The 22,663-nt window shown below is 51.0% G+C and carries 24 protein-coding genes and 1 other annotated feature; of the genes, 14 read left to right on the top strand and 10 right to left on the bottom strand.

Annotated features, from left to right (window positions below):
• From AOY24_RS06670 to wzzB, 6 genes are all read left to right on the top strand, one after another.
• Positions 1–926, top strand: a 926-nt coding sequence (locus tag AOY24_RS06670; RefSeq protein WP_054176343.1) for a hypothetical protein, incomplete at its 5' end; no start/stop codon positions are given.
• Entirely contained in the window at positions 914–1,798 is an 885-nt protein-coding gene (locus AOY24_RS06665; protein ID WP_054176342.1) for a glycosyltransferase family 2 protein, read from the top strand. The genes AOY24_RS06670 and AOY24_RS06665, both read left to right, overlap by 13 nt.
• 49 nt (positions 1,799–1,847) lie before the next feature.
• Entirely contained in the window at positions 1,848–2,666 is an 819-nt protein-coding gene (locus tag AOY24_RS06660; RefSeq protein ID WP_054176341.1) for a glycosyltransferase, read from the top strand.
• 127 nt (positions 2,667–2,793) lie between these two features.
• Positions 2,794–4,200, top strand: coding sequence for an NADP-dependent phosphogluconate dehydrogenase (gene gndA / locus AOY24_RS06655; RefSeq protein ID WP_042318138.1), 1,407 nt, complete (start codon positions 2,794–2,796; stop codon positions 4,198–4,200).
• A 236-nt stretch (positions 4,201–4,436) separates the two neighbouring features.
• Complete coding sequence (gene ugd / locus AOY24_RS06650) at positions 4,437–5,603, top strand: UDP-glucose 6-dehydrogenase (protein ID WP_054176340.1); 1,167 nt, start codon at positions 4,437–4,439, stop codon at positions 5,601–5,603.
• A 143-nt stretch (positions 5,604–5,746) separates the two neighbouring features.
• Positions 5,747–6,730, top strand: coding sequence for an LPS O-antigen chain length determinant protein WzzB (gene wzzB / locus AOY24_RS06645; RefSeq protein ID WP_054176357.1), 984 nt, complete (start codon positions 5,747–5,749; stop codon positions 6,728–6,730).
• 61 nt (positions 6,731–6,791) lie between these two features.
• On the opposite strand, the gene hisIE is transcribed toward wzzB, so the two are convergent.
• From hisIE to hisL, 9 genes are all read right to left on the bottom strand, one after another.
• Positions 6,792–7,403 (bottom strand): bifunctional phosphoribosyl-AMP cyclohydrolase/phosphoribosyl-ATP diphosphatase HisIE, encoded by a 612-nt coding sequence (gene hisIE, locus AOY24_RS06640; protein WP_044258716.1) that lies wholly within the window; start codon positions 7,401–7,403, stop codon positions 6,792–6,794.
• Positions 7,397–8,173, bottom strand: a complete 777-nt coding sequence (gene hisF / locus AOY24_RS06635) for an imidazole glycerol phosphate synthase subunit HisF (protein WP_043000209.1) — start codon at positions 8,171–8,173, stop codon at positions 7,397–7,399. The genes hisIE and hisF overlap by 7 nt, the downstream gene beginning before the upstream one ends.
• Positions 8,155–8,892 (bottom strand): 1-(5-phosphoribosyl)-5-[(5-phosphoribosylamino)methylideneamino]imidazole-4-carboxamide isomerase, encoded by a 738-nt coding sequence (gene hisA, locus AOY24_RS06630; protein WP_054176339.1) that lies wholly within the window; start codon positions 8,890–8,892, stop codon positions 8,155–8,157. Before hisA ends, hisF begins: the two co-directional genes overlap by 19 nt.
• Positions 8,892–9,482, bottom strand: a complete 591-nt coding sequence (hisH, locus tag AOY24_RS06625) for an imidazole glycerol phosphate synthase subunit HisH (protein ID WP_054176338.1) — start codon at positions 9,480–9,482, stop codon at positions 8,892–8,894. The genes hisA and hisH overlap by 1 nt, the downstream gene beginning before the upstream one ends.
• Positions 9,482–10,549 (bottom strand): bifunctional histidinol-phosphatase/imidazoleglycerol-phosphate dehydratase HisB, encoded by a 1,068-nt coding sequence (gene hisB / locus AOY24_RS06620; RefSeq protein ID WP_043000212.1) that lies wholly within the window; start codon positions 10,547–10,549, stop codon positions 9,482–9,484. The genes hisH and hisB overlap by 1 nt, the downstream gene beginning before the upstream one ends.
• Complete coding sequence (gene hisC, locus AOY24_RS06615) at positions 10,546–11,625, bottom strand: histidinol-phosphate transaminase (RefSeq protein WP_044267042.1); 1,080 nt, start codon at positions 11,623–11,625, stop codon at positions 10,546–10,548. Before hisC ends, hisB begins: the two co-directional genes overlap by 4 nt.
• A complete protein-coding gene (gene hisD / locus AOY24_RS06610; RefSeq protein WP_054176356.1) occupies positions 11,622–12,926 on the bottom strand; it encodes a histidinol dehydrogenase in 1,305 nt (434 codons plus the stop codon). Before hisD ends, hisC begins: the two co-directional genes overlap by 4 nt.
• 5 nt (positions 12,927–12,931) lie before the next feature.
• Positions 12,932–13,831, bottom strand: a complete 900-nt coding sequence (hisG, locus tag AOY24_RS06605) for an ATP phosphoribosyltransferase (protein WP_043000214.1) — start codon at positions 13,829–13,831, stop codon at positions 12,932–12,934.
• Between the two features lie 46 nt (positions 13,832–13,877).
• Positions 13,878–14,001 (bottom strand) — a sequence feature (His leader region).
• Positions 13,977–14,027, bottom strand: coding sequence for a his operon leader peptide (gene hisL, locus AOY24_RS24800; RefSeq protein WP_001364200.1), 51 nt, complete (start codon positions 14,025–14,027; stop codon positions 13,977–13,979). It overlaps the preceding feature by 25 nt.
• 162 nt (positions 14,028–14,189) lie before the next feature.
• Here hisL and AOY24_RS06600 point away from each other — a divergent pair, with 162 nt between their 5' ends.
• The 6 genes from AOY24_RS06600 to tsuB all read left to right on the top strand — a co-directional run bounded on the left by AOY24_RS06600 (position 14,190) and on the right by tsuB (position 19,124).
• Positions 14,190–15,014, top strand: a complete 825-nt coding sequence (locus tag AOY24_RS06600; protein WP_043000216.1) for an SDR family oxidoreductase — start codon at positions 14,190–14,192, stop codon at positions 15,012–15,014.
• A 46-nt stretch (positions 15,015–15,060) separates the two neighbouring features.
• Positions 15,061–15,990, top strand: a complete 930-nt coding sequence (locus tag AOY24_RS06595) for a LysR family transcriptional regulator (RefSeq protein WP_054176337.1) — start codon at positions 15,061–15,063, stop codon at positions 15,988–15,990.
• A 216-nt stretch (positions 15,991–16,206) separates the two neighbouring features.
• On the top strand, positions 16,207–16,269 hold the full coding sequence (gene yoeI, locus AOY24_RS24795) for a membrane protein YoeI (protein ID WP_099433339.1): 63 nt from the start codon (positions 16,207–16,209) through the stop codon (positions 16,267–16,269).
• On the top strand, positions 16,259–17,620 hold the full coding sequence (locus AOY24_RS06590) for an APC family permease (protein WP_044258725.1): 1,362 nt from the start codon (positions 16,259–16,261) through the stop codon (positions 17,618–17,620). Before yoeI ends, AOY24_RS06590 begins: the two co-directional genes overlap by 11 nt.
• A gap of 202 nt (positions 17,621–17,822) precedes the next feature.
• On the top strand, positions 17,823–18,881 hold the full coding sequence (gene tsuA, locus AOY24_RS06585) for a thiosulfate utilization transporter TsuA/YeeE (protein WP_054176355.1): 1,059 nt from the start codon (positions 17,823–17,825) through the stop codon (positions 18,879–18,881).
• Between the two features lie 15 nt (positions 18,882–18,896).
• Positions 18,897–19,124 (top strand): thiosulfate utilization sulfurtransferase TsuB/YeeD, encoded by a 228-nt coding sequence (gene tsuB / locus AOY24_RS06580; protein ID WP_054176336.1) that lies wholly within the window; start codon positions 18,897–18,899, stop codon positions 19,122–19,124.
• Positions 19,125–19,159: 35 nt separating this feature from the next.
• On the opposite strand, the gene sbcB is transcribed toward tsuB, so the two are convergent.
• Positions 19,160–20,584: an exodeoxyribonuclease I gene (sbcB, locus tag AOY24_RS06575; RefSeq protein ID WP_043000219.1), complete on the bottom strand. Its 1,425-nt coding sequence runs from the start codon at positions 20,582–20,584 to the stop codon at positions 19,160–19,162.
• Positions 20,585–20,824: 240 nt separating this feature from the next.
• On the opposite strand from sbcB, the gene dacD reads away from it, so the two are divergent.
• Entirely contained in the window at positions 20,825–21,997 is a 1,173-nt protein-coding gene (gene dacD / locus AOY24_RS06570; protein WP_054176335.1) for a serine-type D-Ala-D-Ala carboxypeptidase DacD, read from the top strand.
• Between the two features lie 121 nt (positions 21,998–22,118).
• Positions 22,119–22,592, top strand: coding sequence for a DNA gyrase inhibitor SbmC (sbmC, locus tag AOY24_RS06565; protein ID WP_043000221.1), 474 nt, complete (start codon positions 22,119–22,121; stop codon positions 22,590–22,592).
• Positions 22,593–22,663 lie beyond the last annotated feature (71 nt).

The following is a 22,663-nucleotide window of genomic DNA, read 5'->3' as shown; positions in this document are numbered from 1 at the left end:
TAATTGTCAGTTATTATTGTAGTTTAGATTCTTTTAAATTTATTAAAATATTCTTATTCTTCGCTCTCATCCAAGCCATTGTTGTGATACTCCTTGAAGTATATATGTTTCAGAACTATAGGTTTACTGATTACTCAGAAATAAGAAATTATTTTGTCATGAACCAGTATGGAGATATTTACACATATAATGGTTTTTTTTATAAAATACAAATAAAAGGTAACGCACTACTTCTTTTTGCATACATGATTACGTTTTATTTGTACAAGTTTACTAAGGAAAAAAAATATGTCTTGGCAATGTTAGTCTTTCTAATTTCGGTCATATTCTGCGGTAACCTTGCATTTTACATTGTCCTCATCATTCATACATTCATTTATTTTTTCCTTAATAGAATCAAGAGCTATGATCAATTAATACTTAAAATTGTTGTTATTCTAGCAGCTGCAGTACTATTTATTTATTTTTCTGGGTTCGATTATTTCATCAAAGCATATGAGCTAAAATTCCAAGGTGCTAGTTTTTCCTCTATGGGAACTAGATTTGATCAGTTCAAAGTTCTTATTGATGATTTATTTTATAATGTAGGAACAGGATTGTTTGGGCGCGGATTAGGAAATGTAGTTGATACGCAAACAGTAGTTCGAGATTATTCTGACTATATATACTATGAACTTCAGGCAGTATACTTTCTCAATCAAATAGGAGTTTTATTATTTTTGCTATTGATCGGGGTTAATATTTATTTGACAATTAAATTTATTCAGATAAATGAGTTGAGAGTTATTTATTTGTTATACATAACTTATGCATTAGTTAATCCTTATATGCTCGATACTAATCATCTAATTGTTATTTTTATTATGGTAAATTTAAGTTCAGTATCTCGTCAAGCCCAAGAGGGGGCGAAATTATGCAGAGTTTAACATCAGCAATAATCATCACTTATAATCCTAATGTTGATGTGTTAAAGTCTAATGTGACTAATCTATTGGCATCTTCTTTTATAAAAGAGATCATAATTGTAGATAATGGTTCACTGAATAGCTTAGACGATTTAAAAAATATTAAAAACGTTATGATCGAATACCTTGGTAGCAATCAAGGTATTGCGACTGCGCAAAATGTAGGGTTGCAAATAGTACAAAAGAATTTCTCACGATTTGCATTGCTTCTTGATCAAGATTCTGAAATAGAAAGTGAACTGGTGGGAAAACTTATTAATGGATTTCATGAGCTATCTCGTAGTGGTTACAAAATAGCGGCTGTAGGACCAAGACCATTCGATTTATTTGAAGATAAGAAAATGAAACCACGTATACAGCGTGATAAGGCCATCTCAAATAATTTTTCCATAACAAAACAAATAATTGCATCAGGCAAGTTAATTAACATGGATGCCCTAAGTAAAATAGGTATGATGGACGATGATTTATTTATTGATGGAGTCGACCATGAGTGGTGCTGGAGAGCTGGAAAGTATGGCTTTACAATAGCTATTATTGAAAATGCAGTAATGAGACATCGCCTAGGAGATGGACGAGGTAAGTTTCTAGGAGTTACTTATAAAATTGGATCGCCTGTAAGATTGTACTACCAATTCAGAAATATTTTACTGCTTAGCCGAAGGTCTTATGTACCGTTATATTGGAAAGTTAGGTGCCTTGTGGGCATGGTCCTTCGCTTTATTATTTTCTCCCTTAATGAAAAAGATTCCAAAATTAGGCGCTATTACATGATTAAGGGCATTGTTTCGGGGTTAAGGAAAGATAAGGGGATAATCGATAAAATGTACTAGTTAGTTTTATTTCAATATCTTTTCATTGCCCAATTTGGAGCAGCAATTGATGATTAAATTTACTGTCTTAATGTCCGTGTATTATAGGGAAAATCCACGATATTTAGATGAGTCTCTCAATAGTTTAGCTATGCAAACATGTCAGGCTGACGAAATAATACTAGTGATTGATGGTGGCATTTCTAATGAATTACAGGCAGTAATAAATAAATGGATTCAACTGTTACCTATTATAACTATACCACTAAAAAAAAATGTTGGGTTAGGGAAGGCTCTCAATATAGGGCTTAAACATGCGAGAAATAATTTAATTGCTCGCATGGATACCGATGATGTTTGTGTACCTGAACGTTTCGAAAAGCAAATAAAATATTTTGAAGAGAATGCTGGTACTATAATTCTTGGTGGCGCAATTGAGGAATATAGTGAAAATCTTGATAAAAAAATAGGTCGAAGATTTTCTTGCATTTCAAATGACGAGATCGTTGATTATTCAGTAAAGCGAAACCCTTTCAATCATATGACAGTAATGTTTAATAAGAGTTTCATTTTGGATGTCGGAGGATATCATCATCACTTATATATGGAAGACTATAATCTCTGGCTGAGATGTATAGCTTGTAGCGCTATCTGTCATAATTTAAGTGATACACTTGTGCTCGTACGTGCCGGTGATAAAATGATCGAAAGAAGAAGGGGGTGGTCCTATGTTAAAAGTGAATTTCAACTAGCTAGTTTGAAGTTTAAATGTATTCCAGAGAAAAAAACTCAAACTTTGATAATATCAGCATTAAGGATCTTTTCTCGAATTTTACCTCTCCAAATGCTATCAGCTATTTATAATGCGCTCAGAAGATCTGACTCATAATGTAAGGTGGTATAAAGCTTTTTGCTTCCCTTTATATCTTACCTTTTTTCATCTTCTGAGTTACCATCTTTGGCACATTCAAGCCACGCATACGTCGCGTGGTGACCAAACCTGACAGGAGTATGTAATGTCCAAGCAACAGATCGGCGTCGTCGGCATGGCAGTGATGGGGCGCAACCTGGCGCTCAACATCGAGAGCCGTGGTTATACCGTCTCCGTGTTCAACCGCTCCCGTGAAAAGACTGAAGAAGTGATTGCCGAGAACCCGGGCAAGAAACTGGTGCCTTATTACACGGTGAAAGAGTTTGTTGAATCCCTCGAAACGCCTCGTCGTATCCTGTTAATGGTGAAAGCAGGCGCGGGTACCGATGCTGCCATTGATTCTCTGAAACCGTATCTGGATAAAGGCGATATCATCATTGATGGTGGTAATACTTTCTTCCAGGACACCATTCGTCGTAACCGTGAACTTTCTGCTGAAGGTTTCAACTTCATCGGCACCGGTGTTTCCGGTGGTGAGGAAGGTGCGCTGAAAGGGCCGTCTATCATGCCGGGTGGGCAGAAAGAAGCCTACGAACTGGTGGCTCCGATTCTGACGAAGATCGCTGCAGTCGCTGAAGATGGCGAGCCTTGCGTGACCTATATCGGTGCTGATGGCGCAGGCCATTACGTGAAAATGGTTCACAACGGTATCGAATATGGCGATATGCAGCTCATCGCTGAAGCCTATTCTCTGCTGAAAGGCGGCCTGAATCTCTCTAATGAAGAGCTGGCCAGCACCTTTACGGAATGGAACAACGGCGAGCTTAGCAGCTACCTGATTGACATCACTAAAGACATCTTCACCAAAAAAGATGAAGAGGGTAAATACCTCGTTGATGTCATTCTGGACGAAGCGGCAAACAAAGGTACCGGTAAGTGGACAAGCCAAAGTTCTCTGGATCTCGGCGAACCGCTATCTTTGATCACTGAATCCGTTTTTGCGCGTTACATCTCCTCGCTGAAAGACCAGCGTGTTGCGGCTTCTAAGGTCCTGACCGGTCCGAAAGCGCAACCTGCAGGTGATAAAGTTGAGTTTATTGAGAAAGTTCGTCGTGCGCTGTACCTTGGTAAAATCGTTTCCTATGCGCAGGGCTTCTCTCAACTGCGTGCGGCGTCCGATGAGTACAACTGGGATCTGAATTACGGTGAAATTGCGAAGATTTTCCGTGCAGGTTGCATTATTCGTGCGCAGTTCCTGCAGAAGATCACGGACGCCTACGCGAAGAATGCAGGCATTGCCAATCTGCTGTTAGATCCGTACTTCAAGAACATCGCTGATGAATATCAGCAGGCGCTGCGTGATGTTGTTGCCTACGCTGTTCAGAATGGCATCCCGGTACCGACCTTCTCTGCGGCCGTTGCCTACTATGACAGCTATCGTGCTGAAGTACTGCCAGCTAACCTGATCCAGGCACAACGTGATTACTTCGGTGCGCATACCTATAAGCGTACTGATAAAGAAGGCGTTTTCCATACCGAATGGATGGATTAAATACATTGTCTGTCAGAAGCCCGGTCTAAAGACCGGGCTTTTTTTTATCCTGATTCTTATTGCATAATCTTCATCGCTTAATATTAACTTAATATTGTCCCTTTAGGATGATAAAGATAATCCTAATTGTATTAGGCTTCGTTGACACATTATTCGCTCAGACGCTAAAACAATAATAACGTGTCAGGATGTGAATACATCATGATGTCTAATTAAGTTAATTCTGAGAGTATGCAATGAAAATCACCATCTCCGGTACCGGATATGTCGGGCTGTCCAACGGTCTGCTAATCGCACAGCATCATGATGTGGTTGCGTTAGACATCATCCCCTCTCGTGTTGAAATGTTGAATGATCGGATATCTCCGATTGTCGACAAAGAAATTCAGCAGTTCCTGACGTCGGAGAAAATTAATTTCAAAGCCACACTGGATAAGCATGACGCTTATCGAAACGCAGATTATGTTATTATTGCGACGCCGACCGATTATGATCCGAAGACCAATTACTTCAATACTTCAAGCGTCGAGTCTGTCATTCAGGATGTGATAGCGATTAATCCAAATGCGGTAATGATAATTAAGTCTACCGTCCCGGTTGGGTTTACCGCTGCGATGGGTAAGAAATTTAAAACGCAAAATATTATTTTTTCCCCTGAATTTTTGCGTGAAGGTAAGGCGCTCTATGACAACTTATATCCGTCGCGTATTGTCATCGGCGAGCGCTCTGAACGGGCAGAGCGGTTTGCCGCTTTGCTTCAGGAAGGGGCGGTGAAGCAAGATATTCCTACGCTGTTTACGGATTCTACTGAAGCAGAAGCGATCAAGCTTTTTGCTAACACCTATCTGGCGATGCGCGTGGCCTATTTTAACGAACTCGATAGCTACGCTGAAAGTTTAGGTTTAAATACCCGCCAGATCATCGAGGGGGTTTGTCTGGATCCGCGTATTGGAAATCACTACAACAATCCCTCATTTGGTTACGGCGGTTATTGCCTGCCAAAGGATACCAAGCAGCTTCTGGCTAATTATCAGTCAGTCCCGAATAACATTATTTCCGCAATCGTTGAAGCCAACCGCACCCGTAAAGACTTTATCGCTGATGCCATTCTCGCCAGAAAACCAAAAGTGGTGGGAATCTATCGTCTGATCATGAAAAGCGGCTCGGATAACTTTCGCGCATCCTCCATTCAGGGGATCATGAAGCGCATTAAAGCTAAAGGTGTGGAAGTGGTGATATATGAACCCGTAATGCAGGACAAGACGTTTTTCAACTCGCGAATCGAACGTGACCTGACGCAGTTTAAACTACAGGCTGACGTCATTATCTCGAACCGCATGGCTGAAGAGCTCAAAGATGTGTCCGAAAAAGTCTATACCCGCGATCTTTTTGGCAGTGATTGATTAGTCAACTGAGGGGAAGGGAGTCCCTGATAATGGGTTAAAGACCTACCAGAATTTTCGCAATCCTACCAAATTTCCTATGGCATAAATTACGTTTCCCGATAAACTGTGGCGAGTTTAGAGCTTTCTTGTTTAGGGCAATGATGACAGTGGAAAATAACAACCTATCCGGGCGCAGCAACGAACCGGAACAGATTGATTTGATTGACTTAGTGATTCAGATTTGGCGCGGTAAAGTGACAATAATCATCTGCATTATTGTGGCTATCGCTCTGGCCGTGGGTTACCTGGCGGTGGCGAAAGAAAAATGGACCTCAACGGCGATTATTACTCAACCTGACGCTGGCCAGTTGGCAACGTATACCAATGCCATGAGTATCCTTTACGGTCAGGATGCGCCAAAAGTGAACGACGTTCAGTCCAGTGCTATTGGGCGTTTTAACTCGGCATTTTCCGCCCTTTCTGAAACGCTCGATAATCAGGAAGAACCAGAGAAGCTGACCATCGACCCGTCTGTAAAAGGCCAGCCTCTTCCATTGAAAGTTTCCTATCAGGCAACCTCGGCTGAATCCGCGCAAAAAACGCTGGCGCAGTACATTCAACAGGTTGATGAAGCGGTCTCCAAAGAAATTAATACTGACCTTGCGATGAGCATTAAAACCCGCATCTCTGATTTAGAGCATTCACTTGAAGCGCAGGAAAAGATCGCAAGAGAACAAAAAGCACTCAATATTGCACAGATCAACCAGGCTCTGTCCGTTGCAAAGCAGGCAAATATAAAACTTCCTAAGATTCAACTAACCGATCAAGTTTCTCCTGACACCATGTTTATGTTGGGTAGCGATGCGCTTTCATCGATGGTGAATAACGAAGCGACCCGCCCGTTAACGTTTTCGGATAACTACTACCAGACCCGTCAGAATCTGTTAGCGGTTAAGGCACTGAAAGTGCAGCCTGACAGTATTCATGCCTATCGCTACGTGATGAAGCCGACGTTGCCGATTCGTCGCGATAGCCCGAAAAAAGCGATCACTCTAATACTGGCGACACTGCTCGGTGGAATGATTGGTGCCGGCGTGGTGCTGGGGCGTAACGCGCTGCGTAACTACAAACCCAAAGCGCAGTAATATTACCCCCTCAAGAAAAACCGGGCCAGTTGAACTGGTCCGGTTTTTTTACGCCTTACGATCACTGATGGCGCTTGCGCAGGTTCTCAATGACCGTCGTCAGGTCGAGATCCTGATCCTGTAGCAGGACCAACAGGTGATACATCAAATCCGATGCTTCGTTGGTCAGTTCGAATTTGTCATGTACCGTGGCTGCCAGCGCGGTTTCGACACCTTCTTCACCCACTTTTTGTGCGATGCGCTTGGTGCCGCTGGCATACAGTTTCGCGGTATAGGAACTTGCCGGGTCGGCTGTTTTGCGTTCAGCGAGTAGCTGTTCAAGTTGATACAAGAACAACCACTGATGACTGGTCTCGCCGAAGCAGCTACTGGTGCCTTTGTGGCAGGTGGGTCCGACAGGATTCACCAGCACCAGCAGGGTATCGTTATCACAGTCTGGCGCAATGCTGACCACGTTCAGAAAGTTGCCTGACGTCTCGCCTTTGGTCCACAGACGCTGTTTGGTGCGTGAGAAAAAGGTGACTTTGCCGGTTGCAAGGGTTTTATCCAGCGCGTCTGGGTTCATATAGCCCAGCATCAACACTTCACCGGACACCGCGTGCTGTACGACGGCGGGCATCAGTCCGTCGGTCTTTTCCCAGTCCAGTTGGCTGCGTTGTTGCTCTGTTAACATATCCTGATCTCCACGCCCTGCGTTGCCAGGTACGCTTTTAATTCACCAATATTGATTATCTGTTTGTGGAAGACGGAGGCGGCAAGCGCGCCATCGACATCGGCATCGCGGAAAGCCTCGAGGAAGTGTTCCATGGTTCCCGCACCGCCGGACGCGATCAGCGGTACGCGGCAAACGTCACGTACCTTTTTCAACTGTTCGAGGTCGTAACCGTTACGCACGCCGTCCTGGTTCATCATGTTGAGGACGATTTCTCCGGCACCGCGCTTTTGCACTTCCTGTACCCAGTCAAGAGTTTCCCAGGTGGTAACGCGGGTGCGGCTTTCGTCGCCGGTATACTGATTGACATGGTACTTACCGGTTTCAGCGTCGTACCAGGTATCAATACCCACCACAATACACTGTACGCCAAAGCGATCTGCCAGACGGGTAATCAGCGTCGGGTCAGCTAGGGCTGGCGAATTGATGGAGATTTTGTCTGCACCAAACGAGAGAATTTTGGCCGCGTCGTCAACCGACTTGATCCCGCCCGCCACGCAGAAAGGAATGTCGATCACTTCCGCGACGCGCGAAACCCAGCTTTTATCGACCACACGACCATCGCTGGACGCGGTAATATCGTAAAATACCAGTTCATCGGCACCTTCATCGGCGTAGCGTTTCGCCAGCGGGACGATGTCGCCGATGATTTCGTGATTACGGAACTGCACGCCTTTCACGACCTGACCATCGCGAACGTCGAGGCAAGGGATTATACGTTTTGCCAGCATTGGATCGCCTCCTTAACGGTGAATTTGCCTTCCAGCAGCGCACGCCCGACGATCACGCCGCGCACGCCGGTTCCGCGCAGGGCCGCAACGTCATTGATGTCGCCAATGCCACCGGAGGATTGAAAGGCAATTTGCGGGTATTTTGCACAGACTTCTTCATACAAGGAGACATTCGAGCCCGCCAGCGTGCCATCGCGAGAAATATCCGTACAGAGCACATGTTTCAGGCCCACTGGCAGATAGGTTTCGACCAGTTCTTCGAGCGAAACGCCGGAGTTTTCCTGCCAGCCGCTCACCGCCACCTGTTTGTTTCCTTGCACATCTATGCGTACGTCGAGCGCCAACACCAGGGCATCAGCGCCAAAACGCACGAACCAGCCTTTCACCATGTCTGGCGACTTTACCGCCGTGGAGCCAACCACCACACGAGCGACACCCGCTGCCAGCAGGGCCGCAACGTCGTCTTCAGTACGTACGCCGCCGCCGACCTGGACTGGTACGTTCACGCCAGCTACCAGGGTTTTTATCAGCGGGATCTGTCGTTTCGCCGGATCTTTCGCGCCGGTTAAGTCAACCAGGTGTAACACCTCGGCACCCTGCGCTGCGTAATCCTGTAAACGCGGTAGTGGGTCGGTGCCATAATCGCGCTGCTGTGCATAATCGCCCTGATGGAGACGCACGACGGTGCCGTCGATCAAATCTAAAGCCGGAATAATCATCACATCTCCAGAAAGTTTTTCAGCAACTGTGCGCCAGCGGCACCCGAACGCTCCGGGTGGAACTGCACGCCAAAGAAGTTATCTTTTTGTACGGCGGCGGTGAACGGTTCGCCGTAGTGGCATTGGGCGATGGTCCACGGATTGACCGGCATGGCATAGCTGTGCACAAAATAGAAATACGCGCCGTCTTCAATGCCCTGGAATAACCGGTTGCCTGCCTGCGGGTAGACGCGGTTCCAGCCCATATGCGGCAGCGGTAAACCGAAATCGGTCATCTTCGGTACGTCCTGCTCGACGATGCCCAGCAGGTCGACGCCGTTCGTCTCCTCACTTCGCCGTCCCAGAATTTGCATTCCGAGGCAAATGCCCAGCACTGGCTGCGTGCAAGCTTTTATCAGCTCGATCAGTTCGCGCTCGCGTAACTGGTCCATTGCCGCCTGTGCCGTACCGACGCCGGGGAGAAAAAGTTTATCGGCCATTAACACCACGTCCGGGTCGCGGCTGACCACCGGATCATAACTGTGACGCGCGACTGCGGATTTCACCGAGTTCAGGTTGGCGCAGCCGGTGTCGAGGATCACCACGTTCATCACAGCACTCCTTTGGAGGAGGGAAGGGTATCACCCTCAACGCGAATGGCCTGGCGCAGGGTACGGCCGAAAGCTTTGAACAGACTCTCCACGCGATGATGGTCGTTTTTACCTTTCGTTTTCAGATGCAGCGTCACGCCCATGGTGTAGGAGAGTGATCGGAAGAAGTGTTCGATCATCTCGGTACTCAGATCGCCGACGCGCTGATAGGTGAACTCGGCACGGTATTCGAGGTGCGGACGCCCGGAGATATCCAGCGCACAGCGCGCCAGGCATTCGTCCATCGGCAGCACAAAGCCAAAACGGTTGATACCGCGCTTATCACCGAGCGCCAGTTTTAACGCTTCGCCCAGCGCCAGACCGGTGTCTTCCACGGTGTGGTGATCGTCGATGTAAAGATCGCCTTTGACGGTAATCTCCATGCGGAACCCGCCGTGTGTCGCAATTTGATCGAGCATATGGTCGAAGAAGCCGACGCCGGTGTTAATTTTGCTGCCGCCTTCACGGTCCAGCCACACTTTAACGTCAATCTGCGTCTCTTTGGTGACGCGCTCAACGTGGGCGTAGCGATCGCGTTTCGTCAGTTGCTCGCCGATTGCCGTCCAGTTCAGCGTCTCGCGATGGTAACGGAGCCCGGTAATCCCCATGTTTTCAGCCAACTGGATATCGGTAGCGCGATCGCCAATCACGTAGCTGTTGGCGCTGTCCATCGCCTGCTCAGCGAGATAGCGTTCGACCAGCTTCACTTTCGGCTTACGGCAGTCGCACTCATCTGCAGGCAAGTGTGGGCAGATCAGCACTTCATCAAACTGCACGCCCTGAGAGGTCAGGATTTGCATCATCAGATTATGCGGGCCGTCGAAATCGGCTTGCGGGAAGCTTTGCGTTCCCAGACCGTCCTGATTAGTGATCATCACCAGCTTAAAGCCCGCGTTTTGCAGCTTCAGCAGCACCGGCACTACGTCGGGCTCGAAGGCGAGTTTGTCAAAGCGATCCACCTGGAAATCGCTCGGCGGTTCGGAAATCAGGGTTCCATCACGATCGATAAAGAGATACTTCTGGCTCATACTTGCTCCGCACGTAAAGCGTCAATGACGCGCTGGCTTTCTTCACGGGTACCAACAGTAATACGCAGACAGCCGCTTAAAGAAGGTTGCTTGTTCTGGTCTCGTAAGATAATGCCCTGATCCCACAAAGATTTAAATACGCTACTGGAGGCGGTAAAGCGCGCCAGAATGTAGTTGGTTTCGGAGTCAAAAACCTGTTCAACACAGGCAATCTCTTTAAGCGCCTTCACCAGGTACTGACGCTCAAGCAGGATCTGCGCCACGCGTTCGCGCATAGCATTGACGCCTTGCGGGCTCAGCGCTTGTTCGGCAATGTCGGCAACAGGGGTAGAAAGCGGGTAGGGCGCGATCACTTTCAACAACAGGTTAATCACCTCCTCATTCGCCAGCGTAAAGCCGCAGCGCAGACCAGCGAGGGCAAACGCCTTGGACAGCGTGCGCAGAATGACGAGGTTAGGATACTCAGAAAGCCAACCCGCCAGCGTTGCCTGCGGGCAAAACTCGATATAGGCCTCGTCGGCGACCACAATGGCTTTGTCGCGCGTCAGTTCCAGCAGCGTGCGCAGATCCTGCGGGTTAATCAATTGTCCGGTGGGGTTATTGGGACTGCACACGTAAACCACCTTCACGCCATCCAGATTGTCAGAAATGGCCTGCATATCCAGTTGCCAGTCGGCGAGCGCCGGTACGGTACGGCATTCGACGCCAATGGTTTCGGCGCTGACGCTATACATCCCATAGGTGGGCGGGCAGAAGAGAATCGCGTCTTTCCCCGGTTCGCAGAAGGCGCGAATAAGCAGCTCAATGCCTTCATCTGCGCCACGACTGACCAGTACCTGCTCCGGTTTAACTCCGGCGTACTGCGCATAATTTTCAATCACCGCTTTCGGCTGGCATTCCGGGTAACGATTCAACGTTTGCCGGGTGAGTTGATATTCAACCGCTGTCGGGAATTCGTTGGCATTGAGCCAGACGTCGCCGTTGCCGCCCAGACGACGAGCAGATTGATACGGCGTCAGATTGCGGACGTTTTCACGGGCTAAGTCGGTGACGCTGAACGTGTTTTCAGTGCTCATGCTTGCTCCTTCAGGGCGTTAACGCGCAGGGTGACGGCATTTTTGTGAGCGGTCAGGCGTTCCGCCGCCGCCAGTGTCTCGATGGTTGAAGCCAGCGCGGAGAATCCCGCTTTCGACAGTTCCTGAACCGTCATGCGCTTCTGAAAATCCGCAAGCCCGAGGCTGGAACAGGTGGCGGTATAGCCGTAGGTCGGCAGGACGTGGTTAGTCCCGGAGGCGTAATCACCCGCTGACTCCGGCGACCAGTCGCCGAGGAACACCGAACCGGCACTGGTGATGTCATCAACCAGCTCGCGGGCATGACGGGTTTGAATAATCAGGTGCTCAGGTCCATAGAGGTTAGAGATGGCAATACACTGCGCCAGATCTTTCGTCACGATTAATCGACTGGCGCTGAGCGCCTGACGCGCCGTTTCTGCGCGCGGGAGTTCAGCCAGTTGACGTTCAACGGCTTCGGCAACGCGACGGGCGATGTCGGCATCCGGGGTCAGCAGAATGACCTGGGAATCCGGACCGTGTTCCGCTTGCGAAAGCAGATCGGAGGCGACGAAATCCGGCGTGGCGCCGCTGTCGGCAATTACCAGCACTTCGGACGGTCCGGCTGGCATATCAATCGCCGCACCGTCAAGACGCTGGCTCACCTGACGCTTCGCTTCGGTCACAAATGCGTTTCCAGGGCCAAAAATTTTGTCTACTTTCGGCACGGATTCGCTGCCAAACGCCAGCGCGGCAATGGCCTGCGCACCGCCAACATTAAAGACTTCCTGCACACCGCACAGCTGCGCCGCGTAGAGAATTTCATCGGCAATCGGCGGCGGGGAACACAGCACCACCTTCTTACAGCCCGCAATACGTGCCGGGGTGGCGAGCATCAGCACGGTAGAAAAGAGCGGGGCGGATCCGCCGGGAATATACAAACCGACGGACGCCACCGGACGCGTCACCTGCTGGCAGCGGACGCCTGGCTGGGTTTCCACATCAACGATCGGTAATTGTTGCGCGTTGTGGAAGGTTTCAATGTTTTGCACCGCGACAGCCATCGCCTGTTTGAGATCGTCGCTCAGTCGTGCGCTGGCGGCGGCTATCTCTGCTGTGGTCACCTTCAGCGCCGCAACCTCGGTTTTATCAAACTTCGCGCTGTACTCGCGCAGGGCGTCATCACCACGGGTTTTGACGTTATCCAGAATCTCGCTTACGGTGCGGGTGATGCTGTCAGACGCGGAAATCGCCGGGCGCGTCAGTAATTCACGCTGCTGCTCAGGGGAACAGGCGTTCCAGTTAATGATTGTGCTAAAGCTCATGGCCATCACTCCATCATCTTCTCAATTGGCAGCACCAGAATCGAGCTGGCGCCGAGCGCTTTCAGTTTTTCCATCGTCTCCCAGAACAGGGTTTCGCTGCTGACCATGTGCATCGCCACGCGTTGCTGATCGCCAGCCAGCGGCAGAATAGTTGGGCGTTCGGCGCCTGGCAGCAGCGCGATGACCTCTTCCAGACGCTCGCTTGGCGCGTGCATCATGATGTATTTCGATTCGCGAGCCTGGATAACGCCCTGAATACGGGTCAGCAGCTTATCGACCAGTTGCTGCTTGGCGTCGGTCATCTCACCGTCACGCTGGATCAGACAGGCTTTAGAACGGTAAATCACTTCGACTTCGCGCAGCCCGTTGGCTTCCAGGGTCGCGCCGGTCGAGACCAGATCGCAGATGGCATCGGCGAGGCCCGCGCGCGGAGCCACTTCCACAGAACCGTTCAGCAAGCAGGATTTAAAAGAGACGCCTTTCTGGTCGAGATAACGTTTGAGCAGGTGCGGATAAGAGGTGGCGATGCGCTTGCCATCCAGCGCGGCGGGGCCATCCCAGGCTTCATCCACTGGCGTTGCCAGGGAAAGGCGGCAACCTCCAAAGTCGAGACGACGCAGCGTAAAGTAGCGAGGATCTTCACCCTGGGCGCGGCGGTTCAGCAGTTCTTCTTCCAGAACGTTCTCACCGATGATGCCCAGGTCAACCACGCCGTCCATCACCAGACCGGGGATATCGTCGTCACGCACACGCAGAATATCAATTGGCATATTCTCTGCCATCGCAATCAGGCGCTGAGTGTGTAAATTAATTTTAATCCCACAGCGGGCGAGTAATTCGCGTGAGTCATCGCTCAAACGACCTGATTTCTGAATAGCTATGCGTAAACGGCTGTTGTCTAACATTCTCTTTTCCTCTTTATCCTGTCTGAACCTGTCTGAATTTCGCGCCAAAAAAAAGCCCCCGGAAGATGATCTTCCGGGGGCTTTCTCATGCGTTCATGCACCACTGGAAGATCTGAATGTCTCCCAGCACACATCGCCTGAAAGACTAGTCAGGATGATGGTGATGATGGTGATGTTTAAATTGAACGCGTGTCATAAAATTCTCGATGAATGCTTATTCATGTGATGCCTTTTAACCTAAACCACTTTAACGTCTTAAAGCAAGCGCTTTTTTTAATTCCTATTTATAGTATGAATTGTCAGTCTTAAAGCGCTGGCGTAGCCTTATAGACATAGTGCTGGAGTCAGGAGAAAACGGATGAAAAAGGTCGCAGTTGTCGGTTTAGGATGGTTAGGCATGCCGCTGGCGATGTCGCTCGCTGCCAGAGGCTGGCAGGTGACGGGGAGCAAAACCACCCAGGATGGCGTGGAAGCGGCCAGAATGAGCGGGATCGAAGGATATCCGCTACGGCTCGAGCCTGAATTGGTGTGTGAAACAGACGATCTGGATGCGCTGATGGATGTCGATGCCCTGGTGATTACCTTACCGGCTCGACGCAGCGGTCCGGGAGAGGACTTCTATTTGCAGGCGATGCAGGAGCTGGTGGACAGCGCGCTGGCGTATCGTATTCCGCGCATTATCTTTACCAGTTCGACCTCCGTCTATGGTGATGTCCAGGGGACGGTAAAAGAGGGAACCCCGCGCAATCCGGTCACCGCCAGCGGCCGTGTGTTAAAAGAGCTGGAAGACTGGCTGCATAATTTACCGGGTACCTCGGTTGATATCTTGCGACTGGCCGGGTTGGTAGGGCCGGGGCGTCATCCAGGTCGCTTCTTCGCGGGCAAAACCGCGCCTGACGGCGAACACGGCGTCAATCTGGTGCATCTGGAAGATGTGATTGCCGCCATTACGCTGCTGTTACAGGCACCGAAAGGGGGACACATCTATAATATATGTGCGCCTTCGCATCCTGCACGCAATGTGTTTTATCCGCAGATGGCGCGTCTGTTGGGAATGGAGCCGCCGCAGTTCCGCGATTCAGCGGATAACGGTAAAGGTAAAATTATCGATGGCAGCCGGATTTGTAATGAGCTTGGGTTTGAATACCAGTATCCCGATCCGCTGGTGATGCCGTTGGAGTAATGCATACCGCCAGCAGTTAGTCGCCATACAACGCAAGGGGGCGTGTATGAAACCACTGCTGGACGTGCTCATCATCCTTGATGCCCTTGAGAAAGAGGGCAGCTTCGCGGCGGCGTCCGCCAAACTGTATAAGACGCCGTCAGCTCTCAGCTATACCGTCCATCGTCTGGAAAGCGACCTCAACATTCAGATCCTCGATCGCAGTGGCCATCGCGCCCGGTTCACGCGCACGGGGCAAATGCTGTTAGAGAAAGGGCGAGAAGTTCTGCATACCGTGCGGGAACTGGAAAAGCAGGCGATAAAACTCCACGAAGGCTGGGAAAATGAACTGGTGATCGGCGTGGACGATACCTTTCCTTTTTCCCTGCTCGCCCCCCTGATTGAATCCTTTTATCAGCACCACAGCGTCACGCGCCTGAAATTCATTAACGGCGTGTTGGGGGGATCGTGGGATGCGCTGATCCAGGGCAGGGCGGATATTATTGTTGGCGCGATGCATGAACCTCCTTCATCCAGCGACTTTAGCGTTGCGCGCCTGGGTGAGCTGGAACAGATTTTCGCCGTTGCGCCACACCATCCGCTGGCTGAAGAAGCCGAGCCGCTGAGCCGCAGTACCATCAAACGCTATCGCGCGATTGTGGTCGGCGACAGTTCGCCTCTCGCTGCTGCAACGGCGACGCAACTGCTTGACGATCAAGAGGCCATCACCGTCTTCGATTTTAAAACCAAACTGGAACTGCAAATCAGCGGTCTGGGATGCGGTTATCTTCCGCGTTATCTGGCGCAGCGCTTCCTGGAAAGTGGGGCGCTGATCGAGAAAAAAGTGGCGGCGCAAATTCTCTTTGAACCAGTATGGATGGGGTGGAATGAGCAGACGGCGGGGCTCGCCAGCGCCTGGTGGCGGGACGCGATTTTAGCAAATAGTGCTATTGTGGGGATCTATAAAAAAGACGATAGCGAAAAATCAAACATTTAAGAAAAAATAGTTCGCGACAAGCTACTCATTCTCTTGTCTTTTCGCCTCATTTTAGTGCACAATGCGCCGCTTGCAAAAAATGACATTAACCGACGTTTTAATACGCGTCGGTTATTTTTTTGCATCAAACCAATCATTCATACAAAGAGGCCGGGCTTCGTACCGGATAGATATTTACTAAAAACCGACAGTTGTTGTCGCTGAGGAATCCAGAAGATGGGGCAATTTTTTGCTTACGCGACGGCATTCGCCGTAAAGGGGAATGACCATGTCGCATAACGCTACTCCAAAAACCTCTCGCGTGGAATTGCGTAAAACGCTTACGCTGATTCCGGTTGTCATGATGGGCCTTGCCTATATGCAGCCAATGACGCTGTTCGATACGTTTGGTATCGTTTCAGGCCTCACTGACGGTCACGTTGCAACGGCGTATGCCTTTGCGCTGGTCGCTATTCTTTTTACTGCGTTGAGCTACGGTAAACTGGTTCGCCGTTTCCCGTCCGCTGGCTCAGCGTATACCTACGCCCAGAAATCCATTAGTCCGACCGTCGGCTTTATGGTTGGTTGGTCATCTCTGCTGGACTACCTGTTCATGCCGATGATCAACATCCTGTTGGCAAAAATTTATTTTGAAGCGCTGGTGCCGTCCGTACCGTCGTGGATCTTTGTTGTCGCGCTGGTGGCCTTTATGACCATCTCCAACCTGCGCAGCATCAAGACCGTGGCAAACTTCAATACCCTGATTGTGATCCTGCAGATGGGCATTGTGGCGGTGATTGTTGGCCTGATCATCTACGGCGTTTCGAACGGTGAAGGCGCTGGTACGCTGACCAGCACGCGTCCGTTCTGGTCGGAAGGTGCGCACGTCGTGCCAATGATTACCGGAGCAACGATTCTGTGCTTCTCGTTCCTGGGCTTTGACGGTATCTCTTCGCTGTCTGAAGAGACCAAAGATGCAGAGCGCGTGATCCCGAAGGCTATCTTCCTGACGGCGCTGATTGGCGGCCTGGTATTCATCGGTGCCTCTTACTTCCTGCAACTGTACTTCCCGGATATCTCTCGCTTTAAGGATCCAGATGCCTCTCAGCCTGAAATCATGCTGTATGTGGCGGGTAAAACCTTCCAGTGGGGCGTGCTGATTTTCTCCAGCGTGACCGTTCTGGCGTCCGGTATGGCGGCACACGCAGGCGTCTCTCGTCTGATGTACGTGATGGGCCGTGACGGCGTATTCCCGACGCGCTTCTTTGGTTACATTCATCCGAAGTGGCGTACCCCGGCATGGAACGTGCTGCTGGTGGGGGCAATTGCGCTGATGGCGATTAAATTTGACCTGGTGACGGCGACGGCGCTGATCAACTTCGGTGCGCTGGTGGCGTTTACCTTCGTGAACCTGTCTGTGATTTCACAGTTCTGGATCCGCGAAAAACGCAACAAGACGCTGAAAGACCACTTCAACTATCTGGTGCTGCCGGTATGTGGCGCGCTGACTGTTGGGGCGCTGTGGATCAACCTGGAAGAGAGCTCTATGGTTCTGGGGCTGATCTGGGCCGGTATTGGTCTGGTGTATCTGGCCTGCGTGACCAAAAGTTTCCGCAACCCGGTTCCGCAGTACGAAGATATCGCCCAGTAATTCATAAGGTTTGTAGACCCGGTAAGCGAAGCGACACCGGGCAGGAAGCCGGAGTTAACCACTCCGGCTTTTTTTATGTCGCTGGTTTATTTCCCGTCATTATTCATAACCATTAGTTCTAAATTAGAGAATTTCGTTATTGGTTCCCGGCCGCATGCTCAGGAATAATTTCCTGATTGATATTCTTCAGGCTAATGAATTTATGTTTTCAATGATTTTAAGCGGGGTTATCAGCGGCGCGCTGTTGGGCTTTGTGATGCAACGTGGTCGATTCTGCCTGACCGGCGGTTTCCGCGACATGTATATCGCTAAAAACAACCGTATGTTTTATGCGCTGCTGATTGCGATTTCCGTGCAGAGTGTCGGTGCCTTTGCGCTGATTCAGGCGGGAGTGATTCGTTACGATGCGGGCGCGTTCCCGTGGCTCGGTACCGTTGTTGGCGGTTATATCTTCGGGATTGGAATTGTCTATGCGGGCGGATGTGCCACCGGAACCTGGTATCGTGCGGGTGAGGGGCTGATCGGCAGCTGGATAGCACTGGCGACCTACATGGTGATGAGCGCGGTAATGCGTTCGCCCCATGCCAGCGGTTTAAACCAGACGTTAAAAACGTACAGCACGGAGCACAACTCCATTGCTGACACGCTGAACCTTTCCGTCTGGCCGCTGATCGCCGTTCTGCTGGTGGTGACGCTCTGGGTAGTCAGTAAAGAACTGAAAAAGCCAAAGCTGAACGTCGCCTCTTTGCCGCCGCGTCGTACCGGGCTTGCACATATTTTGTTTGAAAAACGCTGGCATCCGTTCGTGACGGCGGTACTGATTGGTCTTATCGCGCTGCTGGCCTGGCCGCTGAGTGAAGCTACCGGGCGTATGTTTGGGCTCGGGATCACCTCGCCGACGGCTAACATTCTGCAGTTCCTGGTGGCGGGAGACAGCAAATTCCTTAACTGGGGCGTTTTCCTGGTGTTGGGGATTTTCCTTGGTTCGTTCATCGCGGCGAAAGCCAGTCGTGAATTCCGCGTGCGGGCTGCCGATGCGGCAACCACGCTGCGCAGCGGCTTCGGCGGGATCCTGATGGGATTTGGCGCCAGTATTGCCGGTGGTTGCTCTATCGGTAACGGTCTGGTGATGACGGCGATGATGACCTGGCAGGGCTGGATTGGCCTGGTATTTATGATCCTTGGCGTCTGGACCGCGTCATGGATTGTGTTTGTTCGACCGCAGCGTAAAGCCCGTCTGGCAACCGCTGCGGCAAATTAAGCGTAAGGATTAATGATGGCGATTAAAAAACTGGACGTGGTCACACAGGTTTGCCCGTTCCCACTGATTGAAGCAAAAGCCGCGCTGGCTGAAATGGTGAGCGGTGACGAACTGGTAATTGAGTTTGACTGCACACAGGCGACAGAAGCGATCCCACAGTGGGCTGCTGAAGAAGGGCATGCGATTACAGATTATCAGCAGGTTGGCGATGCCGCCTGGAGCATCACCGTCCAGAAAGCGTGATAACAGGCCCTCCGCCGTGGCGCGGAGGGCGATTCTCAGACGATCTCTTCAGCGTACTGCCACAGTGCCTTCAGCAGTACCTGCTTCTCTTTATCATCCGCATATTCCTGATACAACATCTGCAACTCGTCGGCGTAGCGCTGCAAATATTCCGGCGTAAAGACCTGACGACGGTGCTCCAGCCAGCGCTGTTGCTCCGCTTCATCCAGCGTGCCGGGGAAATTACGCGCCCGATAGTTGAACAGCAGTTTCTCAATACGTGGATCGACAAAGGTGATGTCCAGCGCCGGCAGGTTTTGTGGGTCGGTTTCCAGCACAATTTTCATTGCCGCACGGTCAGCATCGCTAAAGAAACCATTATAAAGCTGGGCATCGACGTTGTCAGACGGCGTGAACGGCTCGGCTTCGGCAAAGATGGCGACCACTTTGTCACGCACCTGCGGATTTTCACGCAGGACTTTCAGATTATCGAGACAGTGCTGGCGATTAATCCCCAGACGGTCGGCATCTTCCGGGCGCAGCGTGTTCGCCTGCGCCAGCACCGGGCATTTGTTGATGTGCACCAGCTTCAGCGGCACGGCGGCGGTATCGCCCAGATCGGCTTTGGCGGTGTACAGACGTTCGCGCAGGGTGTCGCTGTCCAGCTCCAGCAACGGCGAAATATCACCGGCCAGGTCGACCATGATCACCGCATTACGGTTATCCGGATGCCAGGCCAGCGGTGCAACCCAACTGGTGTTGCCGCGCCATGCGCCAAACATGCCGGAAACATGCACCAGCGGTTTCATTTGCGGCACGTCAATCAGCGCGGCCAGCTTGTGCTTATTGCGGTGCGTATAGAGATACTCAAACAGACGTGGCTGCCGTGACTTCACCAGTTGCGCCATCGCAATGGTGGCATAGACATCCGCCATCGCATCGTGCGCGTTGCTGTGCTCAATACCGTTTGCTTTCGTCAGATGCTCCAGGCGAAAGCTGGGGAGGCCGTCGTCATTTTCCGGCCAGTTGATGCCTTCCGGGCGCAGGGCGTAGCAAGCGCGCATCACGTCCAGCAGATCCCAGCGCGAATTATCATGCTGCCAGCTCCAGGCGTAGGGATCGTAGAAGTTACGGTACAGCACGTTGCGCGTAACCTCGTCGTCGAAGCGCACGTTGTTGTAGCCAATAATGCAGGTCTTCGGCACCGTAAACAGGGCGTGGATCCGCGCGGCAAACGCAGCTTCATTATCACCTTTCTCTCGCGCTTCCTGCGGGGTGATTCCGGTGACCATCACCGCGCCCGGCTGGGGCAAATAGTCATCCGCCGGTTTGCAGTAAAAAACCTCAGGTTCACCGATGATGTTGAATTCGCTATCGGTACGCAGAGCGGCAAATTGCGCAGGTCTGTCGAGCGCCGGATGAATGCCAAAGGTTTCGTAATCGTGGAAGAGAAAGGTGGGTTGTTGCTTGCCGTCATTCATAAATAAGTGGGTTCCGTGACTTCTGGTTGCGCGCTGCCTGGACTGCACAGAGTACCAAAATTCGGCGTGGTAATCAGCCTGACTCACAGAGAAGAAAGACAGAAAGCGGCTGGAGATAAGGTGCAACGGATCAATCAAACAGGGATCAATGTGCGATAAGTCACATTTTCTTGCAATTATTCCCTGTTCGTTTATCAGAATTTCCGTAAAAAGGACGGCTCTTTTGAAACGTCTGAGGACATGCTGTTGAAACCCCGTCTGTTTATTACCGCTTCTTTACTCGCGATGCATCTCTCTTCTGCACTTGCTGCCGGTACGGCTGACTTTGCGCCACCGCCACCTGGCATTGAAGCCGGTTCATGGGTGCTTATGGATTACACCACGGGGCAAATTCTCACGGCGGGTAATGAACATCAACAGCGCAATCCTGCCAGCCTGACCAAGCTGATGACCGGTTACGTGGTTGACCGCGCCATTGACAGCCAGCGCATTACCCCGGACGACATTGTCACCGTGGGACGCGACGCGTGGGCGAAGGACAACCCGGTGTTCGCCGGATCCTCATTGATGTTCCTCAAAGAAGGGGACCGGGTGTCCGTGCGCGATTTAAGCCGTGGGTTGATTGTTGATTCCGGTAACGACGCCTGCGTAGCGCTGGCAGATTACATCGCTGGTGGGCAACCGCAGTTTGTCGCGATGATGAACAATTACGTCAAGAAGCTCAATTTGCGGGACACCCATTTTGAGACGGTGCACGGACTGGATGCCCCTGGTCAGCACAGTTCAGCTTACGATCTGGCGGTGTTGTCCCGGGCAATCATTCATGGTGAGCCGACGTTTTATCACATGTACAGTGAGAAAAGCCTCACCTGGAACGGTATTACCCAGCAAAACCGTAACGGACTGCTGTGGGATAAAACCATGAACGTTGATGGCCTGAAAACCGGGCACACCTCAGGCGCGGGGTTCAATTTGATTGCTTCTGCGGTGGACTGTCAGCGCCGACTGATTGCCGTGGTGATGGGCGCGAATAGCCCAAAAGGGCGTGAGGAGCAGGCACGTAAACTGCTGCACTGGGGACAACAAAATTTCGACACGGTGCAAATCCTGCGCAGCGGTAAGCAGGTCGGAACAGAGCGTATCTGGTACGGTGATAAAGAGAAAATCGCGTTAGGTACCGAACACGATTTCTGGATGGCGCTGCCAAAGGCGGAAATCCCGCACATCAAAGCGAAGTACATCCTGGATAAGAAGGAACTGGAAGCGCCGCTTGCCGCCCATCAACGGGTCGGGGAAATCGAACTCTACGACCGCGACAAACTGGTCGCTCACTGGCCTCTGGTCACGCTGGAAGCCATCGGTAAGGGAGGCGTCTTCTCCCGTCTGAGTGATTATTTCCATCACAAAGTCTGAATCGTACTGACAGAGACTGGCAGGAGTTCGGTTCCGCTCACATAATAACCACAAAGTGCTTGTGACGGCGGTTTAGTCTTCGTTATGCTGTATATAAATACAGTGTAACGATGGAGGCAACATGAATTACGAGATCAGAAACGCTGATAAGCGCACCGTTGCAGGTTTCCACCTGGTGGGACCGTGGGAGCAAACGGTGAAACAAGGCTTTGACCAGTTGATGATGTGGGTCGATGGCAAGCAGGTTGTGGCGCAGGAGTGGATCGCCGTTTACTTCGACAATCCGGATGAAGTGCCCGCCGAAAAACTGCGCTGTAGTACGGTCGTTTCCGTGCCTGCTGATTTTGTCATACCGGAAAACAGCGAAGGCGTGACGCTCAGCGAAATCGACGGCGGTCAATATGCGACGGCAGTTGCACGCGTCGATAATAATGATTTTGCCACGCCGTGGTATCAGTTCTTCAATAGCCTGATGCAGGACAAGGCATATGAAATGGCATGCAAACCCTGCTTTGAAGTCTATCTGAATAACGGTTGCGAAGACGGTTACTGGGATATCGAGATGTATATCGCGGTGCAACCTGCCACGAAGTAAGCCTAAAACCAGGCGGACCGGCGCGGAGCGACTACGCTTAGCGAGATGTCCTGTCCGCCACAGTGAACTTC

The sequence above is a fragment of the Citrobacter sp. CtB7.12 genome (genome assembly GCF_001297795.1).
In the GTDB taxonomy this organism is placed as follows: domain Bacteria; phylum Pseudomonadota; class Gammaproteobacteria; order Enterobacterales; family Enterobacteriaceae; genus Citrobacter_A; species Citrobacter_A amalonaticus.
This window is presented reverse-complemented; position numbering and strand designations above follow the sequence as displayed.

Bases quoted from the DNA above. Each gene is read 5' to 3' on its own strand.
- AOY24_RS06660 (WP_054176341.1), top strand. From the start codon at position 1,848: ATGATTAAATTTACTGTCTTAATGTCCGTGTATTATAGGGAAAATCCA.
- hisG (WP_043000214.1), bottom strand. From the start codon at position 13,831: ATGTTAGACAACAGCCGTTTACGCATAGCTATTCAGAAATCAGGTCGT.
- hisB (WP_043000212.1), bottom strand. From the start codon at position 10,549: ATGAGCCAGAAGTATCTCTTTATCGATCGTGATGGAACCCTGATTTCC.
- tsuB (WP_054176336.1), top strand. From the start codon at position 18,897: ATGGCGATTAAAAAACTGGACGTGGTCACACAGGTTTGCCCGTTCCCA.
- tsuA (WP_054176355.1), top strand. From the start codon at position 17,823: ATGTTTTCAATGATTTTAAGCGGGGTTATCAGCGGCGCGCTGTTGGGC.
- hisF (WP_043000209.1), bottom strand. From the start codon at position 8,173: ATGCTGGCAAAACGTATAATCCCTTGCCTCGACGTTCGCGATGGTCAG.
- AOY24_RS06590 (WP_044258725.1), top strand. From the start codon at position 16,259: ATGTCGCATAACGCTACTCCAAAAACCTCTCGCGTGGAATTGCGTAAA.
- AOY24_RS06600 (WP_043000216.1), top strand. From the start codon at position 14,190: ATGAAAAAGGTCGCAGTTGTCGGTTTAGGATGGTTAGGCATGCCGCTG.
- hisD (WP_054176356.1), bottom strand. From the start codon at position 12,926: ATGAGCTTTAGCACAATCATTAACTGGAACGCCTGTTCCCCTGAGCAG.
- wzzB (WP_054176357.1), top strand. From the start codon at position 5,747: ATGACAGTGGAAAATAACAACCTATCCGGGCGCAGCAACGAACCGGAA.
- ugd (WP_054176340.1), top strand. From the start codon at position 4,437: ATGAAAATCACCATCTCCGGTACCGGATATGTCGGGCTGTCCAACGGT.
- AOY24_RS06595 (WP_054176337.1), top strand. From the start codon at position 15,061: ATGAAACCACTGCTGGACGTGCTCATCATCCTTGATGCCCTTGAGAAA.
- gndA (WP_042318138.1), top strand. From the start codon at position 2,794: ATGTCCAAGCAACAGATCGGCGTCGTCGGCATGGCAGTGATGGGGCGC.
- hisC (WP_044267042.1), bottom strand. From the start codon at position 11,625: ATGAGCACTGAAAACACGTTCAGCGTCACCGACTTAGCCCGTGAAAAC.
- hisIE (WP_044258716.1), bottom strand. From the start codon at position 7,403: ATGTTAACAGAGCAACAACGCAGCCAACTGGACTGGGAAAAGACCGAC.
- hisA (WP_054176339.1), bottom strand. From the start codon at position 8,892: ATGATTATTCCGGCTTTAGATTTGATCGACGGCACCGTCGTGCGTCTC.
- sbmC (WP_043000221.1), top strand. From the start codon at position 22,119: ATGAATTACGAGATCAGAAACGCTGATAAGCGCACCGTTGCAGGTTTC.
- hisH (WP_054176338.1), bottom strand. From the start codon at position 9,482: ATGAACGTGGTGATCCTCGACACCGGCTGCGCCAACCTGAACTCGGTG.
- sbcB (WP_043000219.1), bottom strand. From the start codon at position 20,584: ATGAATGACGGCAAGCAACAACCCACCTTTCTCTTCCACGATTACGAA.
- AOY24_RS06665 (WP_054176342.1), top strand. From the start codon at position 914: ATGCAGAGTTTAACATCAGCAATAATCATCACTTATAATCCTAATGTT.
- dacD (WP_054176335.1), top strand. From the start codon at position 20,825: ATGCTGTTGAAACCCCGTCTGTTTATTACCGCTTCTTTACTCGCGATG.